General features: G+C 56.6%; 9 protein-coding genes. 2 read left to right on the top strand and 7 right to left on the bottom strand.

Annotated features, from left to right (window positions below):
* Positions 1 to 223: 223 nt before the first annotated feature.
* Genes FrondiHNR_RS05455 through FrondiHNR_RS05435 form a run of 5 tightly spaced genes read right to left on the bottom strand, consistent with a single transcriptional unit; the run spans position 224 to position 5,634 of the window.
* A complete protein-coding gene (locus FrondiHNR_RS05455; protein ID WP_279354230.1) occupies positions 224 to 1,948 on the bottom strand; it encodes an ABC transporter ATP-binding protein in 1,725 nt (574 codons plus the stop codon).
* A complete protein-coding gene (locus tag FrondiHNR_RS05450) occupies positions 1,948 to 2,898 on the bottom strand; it encodes an ABC transporter permease (protein WP_279354229.1) in 951 nt (316 codons plus the stop codon). Before FrondiHNR_RS05450 ends, FrondiHNR_RS05455 begins: the two co-directional genes overlap by 1 nt.
* Positions 2,888 to 3,817, bottom strand: a complete 930-nt coding sequence (locus tag FrondiHNR_RS05445; RefSeq protein WP_279354228.1) for an ABC transporter permease — start codon at positions 3,815 to 3,817, stop codon at positions 2,888 to 2,890. Before FrondiHNR_RS05445 ends, FrondiHNR_RS05450 begins: the two co-directional genes overlap by 11 nt.
* Positions 3,817 to 3,948, bottom strand: a complete 132-nt coding sequence (locus tag FrondiHNR_RS05440) for a hypothetical protein (protein WP_279354227.1) — start codon at positions 3,946 to 3,948, stop codon at positions 3,817 to 3,819. The genes FrondiHNR_RS05445 and FrondiHNR_RS05440 overlap by 1 nt, the downstream gene beginning before the upstream one ends.
* Positions 3,949 to 3,963: 15 nt before the next feature.
* A complete protein-coding gene (locus FrondiHNR_RS05435) occupies positions 3,964 to 5,634 on the bottom strand; it encodes an ABC transporter substrate-binding protein (protein WP_279354226.1) in 1,671 nt (556 codons plus the stop codon).
* A 243-nt stretch (positions 5,635 to 5,877) separates the two neighbouring features.
* Here FrondiHNR_RS05435 and FrondiHNR_RS05430 point away from each other — a divergent pair, with 243 nt between their 5' ends.
* Both FrondiHNR_RS05430 and FrondiHNR_RS05425 read left to right on the top strand, forming a co-directional pair.
* The gene (locus FrondiHNR_RS05430; RefSeq protein WP_279354225.1) at positions 5,878 to 6,681 is read left to right on the top strand and encodes a CPBP family intramembrane glutamic endopeptidase; all 804 of its coding nucleotides are present in this window, start codon (positions 5,878 to 5,880) and stop codon (positions 6,679 to 6,681) included.
* 115 nt (positions 6,682 to 6,796) lie between these two features.
* Positions 6,797 to 9,787, top strand: coding sequence for an aminotransferase (locus tag FrondiHNR_RS05425; protein WP_279354224.1), 2,991 nt, complete (start codon positions 6,797 to 6,799; stop codon positions 9,785 to 9,787).
* Positions 9,788 to 9,801: 14 nt separating this feature from the next.
* Here the strand turns inward: FrondiHNR_RS05425 and FrondiHNR_RS05420 are convergent, their stop codons facing one another.
* Together FrondiHNR_RS05420 and FrondiHNR_RS05415 are read right to left on the bottom strand one after the other, a co-directional pair.
* Positions 9,802 to 11,379, bottom strand: coding sequence for an APC family permease (locus FrondiHNR_RS05420; RefSeq protein ID WP_279354223.1), 1,578 nt, complete (start codon positions 11,377 to 11,379; stop codon positions 9,802 to 9,804).
* 2 nt (positions 11,380 to 11,381) lie between these two features.
* Positions 11,382 to 12,302, bottom strand: a complete 921-nt coding sequence (locus tag FrondiHNR_RS05415; protein WP_279354222.1) for a universal stress protein — start codon at positions 12,300 to 12,302, stop codon at positions 11,382 to 11,384.
* Positions 12,303 to 12,341: the final 39 nt, after the last annotated feature.

Here is a 12,341-nt window from a genome sequence, read left to right as displayed (position 1 = left end):
TCTACGCGGTTAAACACCATTTTTCGCCACCATCACACACAGGATTCGGTGGAATTCCACAGCATACGCATAGGGGGCTGGTGTTACATACCACGGCGTGCGACACCAGCCCCCTATCCACACCCGCGAATTAACGGTTCAGCGGCGAGTCATCACGCCTCAGCGTCGCACCGAGAGAGACGGTGCCACCGCACGACGCTCGGCACCGTCCCCGGCACAAACGCTAAACACCAAGCTGAATATTGGCTCCGGGAATAGCGGCAAGAAGATCACGAGTGTACTCCTCACGCGGGTTATCAAACACAACATCGGTGTTTTCCGCCTCAACAATTTCACCCTGCTTCATCACACACACGTTGTCTGCGATGAGGCGCACCACCGCTAGGTCGTGGGTGATAAAGAGATAGGTGAGGTCTAACTCGTGCTGCAGGTCGGCGAGCAGATTCAGAATCTGCCCCTGCACCAGAACGTCCAGGGCTGAAACCGCCTCATCCAGCACAAGTACTTCTGGCTGAAGCGCCAGTGCCCGGGCAATTGCAATACGCTGCCTCTGGCCGCCGGAGAGTTCGTTGGGGTATCGATTAATCATCGCGGAGGGCAGAGCAACCTGGTCAAGAAGCTCCCGGACCCGGCTCAGCTGAGACGATTTATCGCCAATTTTATGCGTTTTAAGCGGTTCGGCAATGGTGTTACCCACCGTATACATGGGGTCAAGAGTACCGTAGGGATCCTGAAACACCGGCTGTACCCGTCGCCGAAACTGAAGCAGATCGGAGCGGCTCAACTTTTCGAGAAGCCTGCCATCAAACGTAATATTTCCCGAGGTCTTCTCCTCGAGCTGAAGCACCATCTTGGCCACCGTTGACTTACCCGAACCGGACTCACCCACGATAGCAGTCGTGGTACCGCGCGCAATATCAAAGGAAACATCCTTCACAGCCTGCAGTTCTTGGGTTTTAAATCCACCCTGGCGAATCTTATAAACCTTATTAAGGTTTTTAACGCTAATGAAGTCTGGCTTCGAACTGGCGGCGGCCTCCTGTACCTCGTGCACCTGAACCGCTACCTCACGCAGGCTACCCGCTCCGCCCGCATCCTGTTCAAGCGGTATGTCTCGAGTAATCCGCCTGGAGGCCAGCGACGGGGCCGCGGCAACCAGACGCTGCGTGTAGGGGTGCCGGGGGTTGGTGAGAATCTCCACTGACGGCCCGGACTCAACCACCTGCCCCTGGTACATCACAACAAGTTTTTCGGCGCGCTCCGCGGCGAGACCCAGATCGTGGGTAATAAAGAGCACGGCGGTTCCCGCATCGCCGGTGAGGGTTCCCAGGTGGTCAAGAATACGCTTTTGCACGGTCACGTCCAGGGCGGAGGTGGGCTCGTCTGCAATCAAAAGCTTGGGGTTTGCGGCCAGGCCGATTCCAATCAGGGCGCGCTGGCGCATACCACCTGAGAACTGATGTGGATACTGACGGAGTCGCGACTTGGCATCCGCAAGTCCGGCATTTTCGAGAACCTCGATCACCCGGGCCTTGCGCGCAGCCTTATCGCCCTCAAAACCGTTGGCTTTGAGGGCCTCCTCCACCTGAAACCCGATGCTCCACACGGGGTTGAGGTTTGACATAGGGTCCTGCGGAACGAGCCCGATGTGTCGACCACGAATCCCCTGCATCGTACGAGCCGAGGCCCCCACAATGTTTTTACCTTCAAATAGGATCTCTCCCCCGGTGACCTTTCCGGTTCCCGGTAGGAGATCAATGATTGACATGGCCGTGGTGGATTTTCCTGATCCGGACTCCCCCACAATAGCCACGGTCTCACCGTAGTTTACGGTCAGGTCGATTCCCTTAACCGCCTTTACCGGTCCATCTTGAGTAGAAAAATCGATCTCCACGTTACGGAGCTGCAGAAGCGGTTCTGCACCGTTTGTCTGTGACGTCTGGGCCATTAGCGTTTCCTCGCTTTAGGGTCAAGAGCATCGCGCACCACATCGCCGAGCATCAAAAAGCTCAGCACCGTCAGCGATAGTGCAGCGGCCGGGTAGAACAGTGTCATAGGGGCTGTACGGATCGATTGCTGCGCCGCAGCAATATCATTACCCCAGCTCATGACGTCCGGAGGTAACCCAATACCCAGGAAGGAGAGGGTAGCCTCGGCAACGATAAACGTTCCAAGCGAAATGGTTGCCACCACAATGACGGGGGCAATCGCGTTGGGGATAACGTGCCGAATCAAAATTCGAAAACGCGACACCCCGAGCGCGGTGGAGGCCATAACAAAGTCTGATCCCTTGGTGGAGAGCACGGAACCGCGCATAATACGAGCAATCTGCGGCCAGGCAAACATGGCAAGAACCAGGGCAACGGTCAGCGGGGTGCGCGCACCAGCAAACATCTGCATCACAACAATGGCACCGAGCACGGTGGGGATCGCAAAGAAGATATCTCCCAGGCGCGAGAGGATCGCGTCAAAAAAACCGCCGTAGAAGCCGGCCAGGGCACCCATCAGGCCTCCAAAAATCGTGACCAGTGCGGTTGCCACCAGACCGACAGTGAGTGACGATTGGGCGCCGTAGATAACACGCGAGTACACGTCACAGCCCTGCATATTAAAGCCAAAGATGTGTCCGGCCCGCGGTCCGGCGTTGCTATTGCTCAGATCACAACCGTGGTTGGGTGCCACGTTTGTAAACCAGAAGGGAAATAGCGCCACCACAATAACCGCGATAATCAATAGCGCCGAAATCCAGAACATGGGGCGCTTACGCACCTGACGCCACGCGTCAGACCAGGTACTACGAGCCTTCTCCTGCACGCTAATCCGATCAACCACAACGGTTGTATCTTCACTAAAAGGGGCAACAAAGTGTGTATTATCTGCCGTCTTATTATTTTGCATATCGAATCCTCGGATCTAGCAGGGCATAAATGAGGTCGATCAGCAGGTTGACCAGCATAAAAATAATGACCATGATCACCACAAAAGAGACCACGGTGGTTCCCTCCTGTCTTGTAATTGCCCGATAAACGGTTCCACCAACACCGTTGATGTTAAAAATACCCTCCGTGACAATTGCACCCACCATAAGTACCCCAATATCGAGGCCCAGGAAGGTGACAACCGGCACCAGTGAGTTACGCAGAATGTGAACGTTCACGACCCGGGGGCGGCTCAGGCCCTTTGCGGTGGCCGTGCGCACAAAATCCGCGCTCGAGTTCTCGATTACGCTCGCGCGGGTGAGCCGCACCAGATACGCAAACGATACAGAGGCAAGAACCAGCGCCGGAAGAATAAGCTCGTGCCACTCTGCACGACCGCTTACGGTGGGTCTGACCCACCCCAGCTGAACACCCACCACAAATTGCAGGACAAAACCAATAACAAACGTGGGCACAGAGATCAGCAACAGGCTGACCACAAGCGCACTCGCGTCAAAGAGTTTTCCCTTACGGAGCCCCGCTACCAGACCAATTGTGATACCAGCTATGGCCTCAAACGTGACCGCAAGGATGGTGAGTCGCAGTGTGATAGGGAAGGCCTCAAGGAGCAGGTCACCCACCGGTCTTCCGGTGAAGGTGGTTCCAAAGTCTAGTGTGAGCAGACCCTGCAGATACAGAAGGTACTGCATAATAAAGGGCTGATCCAGGTTGTAGTCAGCCCGGAGCTGTGCGAGCACTGCGGGACTCGGGGTCTTATCCCCAAACATCGCCAAAATTGGATCGCCGGGAAGGGCAAAAACCATAAAGTAGATCAGAAATGTTGCCCCAAAGAAGACGGGGATCATCTGCAAAAAGCGTTTTCCGATGTACCAGGCCATCAGCGTGTCATCGCCTCAATAACGTACATTTTTCTCACAATCTCAAACCTCTCCACACGGGCAAGCTGCGGAGCACGCATAGAGCGCGTGCTCCGCAGCTGTCCACTACTCAAACGAGTGTAGTCGCTCATGTAGTTATATCAGAATTATCCCTTGGTGATCTCGTGGTAAAGAGGCACCGAGTTCCAGCCGAACTCAACGTTCTCCACCGCTGTTGACCAGCCTCCGGTTGCATTCTGGTACCAGAGGGGGATCGAGGGCAGATCCTGGAAAAGGATGGTCTGCGCCGCGTTGTACATTTCTGTGGACTTTTTAATATCGGGCTCAGCCGCGGCCGCGGCGATGGCCGCGTTGAACTCGGGGTTATTGTAGTCCGTGTCGTTACCTGATCCTCCGGGAAGGAAGACCGGCTCCAGGAAGTTTGAGATCGCGGGGTAGTCTGCCTGCCATCCGTTACGGAAAGCGGTGCTGATGCTGCGATTCACGATATCCTTGCGGAGCTCGCTGAACTGAGCGTAAGGCCTACCCTGAGCCTCAATACCCAGGTTGTTCTTGAAGTTGTTTGCGACGGCATCAACCCAAACCTGGTGACCACCATCCGCGTTGTAGGCAATTTCGAAAGTGCCGCTCCACGGGGCGATCGCGTCGGCCTGTGCCCACAGCTGCTTGGCCAAGTCCACATTGTACTCAAGTACCTCGTTGCCCGGAATGCTGTCCGACCAGCCGCTCACAACGGGTGAGGAGTAATCTTCGGCGGGGGTGCGGGTCTCCGCAAAGAGCACGCTGGTGATCTGATCACGGTTGATGGCGTGGGAGAGAGCCGCACGGCGCAATTGCCCCTCCTCACCCGCAAAGTGCGCTACGGTCTGGGGAATAGCAAAAGCCTGGAAAAGTGCGGACGCTTTATTGACCGAACGGCCGTTGAGGTCATCCTGGAAGACCTCAAGGGCACTGGCGGGAATCGTGTCGAGCACATCGAGGTTGTCTGCCTGAAGGTCTTGGTACGCGGCATCAAGCGACTCGTAGAATGTGAAGTCAATACCATCGTTTACAGGCTTACGCCCACCCTCATAGTCTTCGTTTACAACAACAGAAGCTCCCACGTTGTGATTCCATGCGCCCTCGCCGCTCATCTTGTAGGGACCATTGCCGATGGGGTTCTGACCAAAGGCTTCCATGTCTTTATACGCAGCCTGGGGCAGCGGGAAGAATGCTGAATATCCCAGCCGCAGCGGGAAGTCACTGTGTGGTCCGCTGAGCTCAACCGTAAACTCGGTGTCGCTCACCACTTTGAGACCTGAGAGGGTCTCGGCCGTGGGAGCGGGTACCTGTACCGGCTCACCCTCATCGTCAAGCGCGCCGTCAGGAGCGTTAACGGTTGCACTCACGGCATCGTATCCCGCGATATCAGAGAACCAGGAAGCGTTCAGCTGTGTATTGGTGGACAGCGCACCAAAGTTCCAGGCGTCAACAAAAGACTGGGCAGTAACGGACTCCCCGTTCGTGAAGGTCCAATTATCGTTAATCTTGATGGTGTACGTGGTGGCGTCGTCGCTCTCAATCGACTCGGCTACCTCGTTGTGCGGGGTGCCTTCGGCATCGTAGTAAACAAGACCGGCAAAAAGCACGTCGATGATTCGCCCGCCACCGACCTCATTGGTAGAGGTGGGGATCAAGGGGTTCTGCGGCTCTGTTCCATTAACCGAAATTATCGAGCCGTTGGAACCGGTTCCCCCGCCGGTGGCACAACCGGAAAGCACCAGCAATCCGGCCGCCGCGAGAGCACCAGCCCCCAGACTAAAGCGTGAAATTTTCACAATTTCCTCCTGTGTGTTGCGAGGCGCACTGGCAGTTTTTGCCACCCTCACATAACTGTTGGTACCCACGATACTAAGCTTCGGAAGAGGGTACATAATGCATCCTCTCGCAACAGTTACGTAATTGTATTCACTCCGAGGCTTCCCTCACCCCCAGATTAGCGCATATTTATTGCGTTTATGGGACAAAATACGCACCGCGCCATGCGGGATAAATCCCGCTCAAGGACATAGGTTATTTACATGCCTGTTACATTCGACGCCCGAGAATCACCCGGGGTGGGGTACGCGCCTCTTTCACCCGCCCGCATTCGCTGGGAGATACTCATAGTGCTGATGCTCTCCCTCGGGGCATCCGCAATCTACGCAATCCTCTCAATAGCTCATCGGCTCACCCGGGAGGAGTCCCTCTCCGAGCAGACAGCCTCCCTCAACCAGTCGCTCTCCGACAGCCCCCTCTTCGACCTCTTCTACCAGGTAACGGGAATTTTTATTGGGCTGGCCCCCGTCGCGCTTGTGATCTTCCTTCTCTGGCAGGAAAACAAACCGCACTGCGCGCGATTGGGCCTGGCGGGCAGACCTCGCTGGTCGGATGCCTGGGGAGGCCTGCTTCTCGCCGCCGTTATCGGTGTACCGGGAATTGCCCTGTACCTGGGGGCCCGATCGCTCAATCTGAACGTGACGGTTATTCCCGCTCCCCTAGATACTTTCTGGTGGACAATTCCCGTGCTAGTCTTGGCCGCTCTGAAGGCTGCTCTCCTCGAAGAAATTATCGTGGTGGGGTATCTTTTTGCCCGGCTCCGCGACCTAACCTGGCGACCCTGGAGCATCATCCTGACAAGCGCCATTCTCCGGGGGAGCTATCACCTATATCAGGGATTTGGGGGGTTTGTGGGCAACGTCGCCATGGGTATTGTGTTTGGGGTGTGTTACCAGCGTTACGGGCGCACCCGGCCGCTCATTGTCGCGCATTGGATACTCGATATTGTGAGTTTTGTAGGGTATGCGTGGGCGATATCGCTGTTCCCAGACCTTTTTGGCGTGTGATATTCCTGTATACCGGGGATCTACCTACACAAGTCTTAGTCGAGCACAAGACTCGATCGGTATCATCATTGAGGAGAGTACTTTCCTAGAACCAGTATCGCACGATGAGAGCACAATGACACCAGAGACCCCGGCCCCCAACACTACCCACGGTGGGCTTCCCCGTCCCCGAGTTACTGAACCTCAGGTTCATGATTTTGCACGGAGCCTTTTTGGGATAGAGGGAACCGTGCGGGAGCTGGGCAGCCAGCAGGACCGTAACTTTCTGCTCACCGCAAAAGACGGAGAGAAATACCTGATCAAAATCAGCAACTCTGCTTTCTCTCGCGATGAGATTGAGTCACAAAACGCGGTGATGCTGCATCTTGGTGACGGTGGAATCAACACCCCTCGCCCAATCCCCTCGCTCGAGGGAAAAGATATTTCCGCGGTCTCCCTCGAGGGCACCCCTCACTCACTCAGGCTCCTCAGCTTTGTCGAGGGTTCTCCCCTGATCGACAGTGACTACCTGGCACCCGATGTGATACGTGATTTTGGTTCCCTCGTGGGAACGGTGAGCAAGCAGCTTGCCACGTTACAGCATCCGGGGCTCGATCGGGCGCTGCAGTGGGATCTACGTCACGCCGAAGAGGTCGTATCCTCGCTACTGCCCTGTGTTGTCGACCGAGATAAGAGGACCCTAGTCGAAGACGCACTGCTCCGTGCGCAGCGACTCCTCTCCAAGGTAACTCCGTTTTTACCCGTTCAGGCTGTGCACGGGGATCTCACCGACGATAATGTCGTATCCGCGCTCTCGCCCTCAGGACAGCCTCGCATCACGGGAATCATCGATTTTGGTGATGCCTCTTACGGTTGGCGCGTGGCAGAACTTGCTGTTGCCTGCACCGCGGTCTTTCATCACGAACCCACAAACCCCCTGGCAATCATGCCTCTCATCGAGGAATTCCACAGCCGGGCTCCGCTTTCAGAGGCGGAGATCAGCGCGCTCTGGCCGCTCATCGTGCTGCGCGGTGCGGTTCTTGTGGTCAGCGGTGAGCAGCAGGTTGCGATTGACCCACACAACGAGTATGCGCGTGAGGCACTGGAACGGGAATGGACAATATTTCACACTCCAGCGCAATACGACTGGGATGTGGCCGAGGCTGCGCTGCGCCGGGCGCTGGGGTTCCCCCTCGGTTCCAGCGACGGAGCATTCGCCTCCGAGGGCACAGCACCGCACAGTATCCTGCCAACGCTTGAGGGCAGCAAGCCCGCCATAATCGACCTTTCCTACAGCAGCGCAGAATATCTCACGGGTTCCTGGTTAAACGCCGAGGACGAGGAAAAGCGCATTATCAATGCACACCTCGCTCTGTCGCAGGCGGTGATCACCCGCTACGGTGAGGCACGCCTCACCCGGGCTACTCCCCTGAGTGAAAACGAACCCCACAGTGTCTCCACTGCTATGGAGATTTATCTACGAGATCCCGCCCCCGTCGAGTCACCCTTTAACGGCACCGTGAGCTTTGTTGGTGAGGGGTCGCTCAGTATAGACGACGGGGAGCATACGGTAGCGCTCTCCGGCATCCGCCCCCTTCGCGGGTTAAAGGTGGGAGCACCAATCGAGAGAGGCATGCCCCTCGGCGTAAGCACACGATCCCTCACGGTGTGGTTGCTCACGCAATCACAAGACGGGGATCGCCACACCACGGCGGAACCATCCGCACTCGCCCGTTTTGTCAAAATGTCTGAGTTTGCCGGGTGGTCGGCCGTGTATCAGGATCCCGCCACCCTGGTTGGGGAGGATCTTTTCCCCGCAGAAAAACGTGTACAACCCACAGACCCGGTGGAAGAACTCGCACAGCGGGCCAGTGCGTATTCGCCACTCCAGAGCCACTACTACGCCGCTCCTCCACAGATTGAGCGGGGGTGGAAGGAACACCTCATCGACACTGCGGGTCGCCACTACCTTGACATGGTAAACAACGTAACAATACTCGGACACGGACATCCGGTAGTCGCCGAAGTCGCCGCCGACCAGTGGCGCAGACTCAATACAAACTCTCGATTCCACTACGCGGCCGTGACACAGCTCAGCCGCAAACTACTGGATAAAATGCCGGATTCTTTTGATACCGTGCTACTTGTTAATAGCGGTTCAGAGGCCGTTGACCTGGCGCTTCGCCTCTCAAAGGCCTATACCTCTCGAGAACACGTCCTGTGTGTACACGAGTCGTATCACGGCTGGTCACTCGCCTCTGACGCGGTTTCCACGTCAACTTCGGACAACCCCCGAGCCGGAGAGACTCGTCCAGACTGGGTGCACGTGCTCGATGCACCGAATAGCTACCGGGGAATCTACCGCGGCGAGGGCGCTGGGGAGCGCTATGCGGCAGACGCGGTGAGGACTATCCAGATGCTTGCCTCGCGGGGCACACCCGTCGGCACCTACATTGCGGAACCGAGAAACGGTAACGCCGGAGGCATCCCCCAGCCTCCGGGGTACTTGGCAACCGTCTACGACGCGATTCGCGGTTGCGGGGGCGTTGTCATCTCGGACGAGGTTCAGGTAGGTTACGGTCGACTCGGCACATATTTCTGGGGCTTTGAAGAGCACGGGGTTGTTCCCGACATTGTCACGGTTGCTAAGGCGATGGGGAACGGGCACCCTCTAGGCGCGGTTATCACCCGGCGAGAGATTGCCGATGCCCTCTCGAACCAGGGCACCTTCTTCTCCTCATCGGGTGGAAGTACCCTGAGTTCTCGCATAGGTTTGGCTGTGCTTGACGTGATAGAGAACGAATCCCTTCAGGAAAACGCACGGGTAGTTGGCGCTTATCTCCTTGAGGAGCTTCATAAGCTGGCCAACCGCCACCCCATGATTGGCAAGATTCACGGCAGTGGGCTCTACCTGGGAGTTGAGCTTATTCGTGACGGGACAACCCTTGAGCCTGCGACGCAGGAAACCCCCCTCATTTGCAACCGGATGCGGGATCTGGGTGTGATCGTTCAGCCCACCGGTGACCGCGGTAACGTGCTCAAGGTTAAGCCCCCGCTGTGCTTTACCCGGACGAGCGCTCAATTTTTTGTGGATACCCTCGACCGGGTGCTCACGGCTGGCTGGTAGTCCTCACAGGTCCGCTAATCTTTCAGATATTCCGGCTCGTGAGCATGTGCGTTTTCCTTCTCCGCCTCAGGGAGATCATAGCCACGTTTGAGGATGGTGCCGCGAAAGAACTCCGGGCGACGCAGAGACTGCACAACCATATACACCACGCCGGTGAGAATGACCGACGCGCCCAGGATAAACACCAGGCCCACACCACCAATCTCTGAGCCCGAACCAAAGTTGGGATCCATACTGTCAATCGTGGTTTGAATAAAGGTCACAAAGAGCAGGACCCCTCCAATGCCCGGCAAGATGACCTTGGCCATTGCGTCTTTCCAGGTGGCAAAAGCGGTCTTACGGAAATAGGCTACGCTGGCGAGGGCAGTTACCCCGTAGTAAAAGCACACCATAATTCCCAACGAGGTTATCGTGTCCCACAAAACATCTTCACTAAGAAGACGCATGATCACGTAGAACGCAGAGGCTACGACAGACGAGGTGATGAGCGCGTAGTGGGGAGATTTAAAGCGCGGGTGAATGCGTGAGAGCATGGGCGGAAGCGCCTTATAGTGCGACATGGCAAGAAGCGTTCTGGCCGGCGAGATTGCGGTGGATTGAATCGACGCAACCGAGCTGAGAAGAACGGCAATGGCGAGGAAAATGGCGCCTCCACCCATAACCGGATTGGCCAGGGCCGCAAAGACGTTTTCCGCTATGGCTGTGTTACCGAGTCCGGTCGGACCGTCGCCCACCCCCGCAAAGGAGACCGCAGCCGTTGCCGTGGTGACATAAAGCACCACCAGAAGAAGAATCAGAATTGTTGCGGCTTTACTTGCCGTTGAGAAGCGTCCCCGGGACTCCTTGGTTTCTTCGTTCATGGTGAGAACGGTGTCCCATCCCCAGTACACAAAGATGGACACCGCGATACCCGCGGAGAACGCCCCAAAGCTACTCACCTCAAGGGGGTTAAACCACGAGATATCAACCGGAAGCGAATCTTTGTGGTCGGCCGCACCCACAAAAAGCGCAATGATAAACCACAGCAGGATGGCCATCTGAAACGAGACCGTGAGGTACTGAAAGACCTTTGTTGAGGCCATACCGCGATACGATATCCAGGTGGCAACGGCCATAAAGGTAATACACACGGTGATGTTTATCAACACGTTGTCGCTGAGCGCAGCTATCTCCGGGTTTTCAAACAGTAGCGACAGTGCCAAAAACAAAAATTCCACGGCGATACCCGCCAGGTTAGAGAGCACCAGCACGGTTGCCGCGATGAGGCCCCACCCGCCCATCCATCCGATCCAGGGTCCGAAGGCGCGGGTTGCCCAGGTGAAGGAGGTACCGGAGTCGGGCATCGCATCGTTAAGCGCACGATACCCGAGCGCAACCAGAAACATGGGAATAAAACCCATCAAAAAGATTGCCGGGGTCTGCACACCCACCTCGCTGGCGGCGGGGCCAACCGCGGCTGTCAGAGTGTATGCCGGGGCACAGCATGAGAGACCGATAACGAGGGCACCCAATACTCCAACGGCTCCCTTGGGGAGACCCTTCTTTGAAATGCCACTACCTTCAACAACTTTGATGTTAACCGCGTTAGCCACTGTTAGTTACCACTCTCTTTAGGGTCCCTGGTGTTTTCCGCCGTGTCGTCTGCGACAGACAGCCCAGGGTCATCGGATACAACGTAGTCGCGGGGCACCACGACCATGGGAACAGGCAGTGAGCGCATCATTTTGTTGGCGGTGCTTCCCAAGAACAGCTTGTTCCTCTCGGCAAGTCGGCTAGACCCCACAATAACGACTTCCTCGTTGTTCCATTCGATTTTTGTCACGGCCTCCTCAATCGTTTCGCCCTGAGCAATCTCCGCGGTTACCGTTGATCCGGCGGGAAGACGCTCCAGGGCGCTCTCGCGCGCTTCGTTTGCCTGAGCCCAGGCACGCTCACGCACAACCGGGTCATCGGTATCCAGCGCAAGAAGAGATATGACACGAAGTGGTATTCCTCTCTGATTCGCGGAGGTAATGCCCACGTCACGAATCGCCTGCCCTCCGCCGCGGTTTCCCACAGCAAAGGTAATTCGAGAAATTTCGCGGGACGCCGTGTACCCCTGAGGTGCGATAGCCACGGGAACCATCGAGGCGTGAAGAAGGCTCTGCGCGACCTTGCCCACCGTTGAACGGTTAAACAGGCCACCCTTCCCCGTCCCAATGATAATGAGGGCCGCGTGCAGATCAGAGGCAGCGGCCATCAGCCCCTCTGCGAGCGAGTGAGAGAAACGAATTTCTGCGGTAACCGTTATTCCCGCCGGTACCATTGCCACGGCCTCGGTCAACCAGGCCTCAGCCTGCTCTATCAAAATGGTGCTGTAATCACTCTCCGGAGGATAAACCGCTTGAAACGGTTCTGCCGGGGGAAGAACCAGCACCAGAGTGAGCGTTGCGTCCTGTCCCCTGGCAAAAGCAACAGCGAGATCAATCGCGTTACGGCCCCGTTCATCCGCGGTGTATCCAACCACATAACGCATAAATTTCGCCTTTCACCTTATTTGAACAGAAGTTGCAAC

Source organism: Lysinibacter sp. HNR (assembly GCF_029760935.1).
In the GTDB taxonomy this organism is placed as follows: domain Bacteria; phylum Actinomycetota; class Actinomycetes; order Actinomycetales; family Microbacteriaceae; genus HNR.
The sequence above is the reverse complement of the archived record's forward strand: the minus strand, read 5'-3'. Positions and strand labels throughout refer to the sequence as shown.

What these genes read in the sequence shown, in the direction of transcription:
- FrondiHNR_RS05455 (WP_279354230.1), bottom strand. Translation starts at nt 1,948, where the DNA reads ATGGCCCAGACGTCACAGACAAACGGTGCAGAACCGCTTCTGCAGCTC.
- FrondiHNR_RS05450 (WP_279354229.1), bottom strand. Translation starts at nt 2,898, where the DNA reads ATGCAAAATAATAAGACGGCAGATAATACACACTTTGTTGCCCCTTTT.
- FrondiHNR_RS05445 (WP_279354228.1), bottom strand. Translation starts at nt 3,817, where the DNA reads ATGGCCTGGTACATCGGAAAACGCTTTTTGCAGATGATCCCCGTCTTC.
- FrondiHNR_RS05440 (WP_279354227.1), bottom strand. Translation starts at nt 3,948, where the DNA reads ATGAGCGACTACACTCGTTTGAGTAGTGGACAGCTGCGGAGCACGCGC.
- FrondiHNR_RS05430 (WP_279354225.1), top strand. Translation starts at nt 5,878, where the DNA reads ATGCCTGTTACATTCGACGCCCGAGAATCACCCGGGGTGGGGTACGCG.
- FrondiHNR_RS05425 (WP_279354224.1), top strand. Translation starts at nt 6,797, where the DNA reads ATGACACCAGAGACCCCGGCCCCCAACACTACCCACGGTGGGCTTCCC.
- FrondiHNR_RS05415 (WP_279354222.1), bottom strand. Translation starts at nt 12,302, where the DNA reads ATGCGTTATGTGGTTGGATACACCGCGGATGAACGGGGCCGTAACGCG.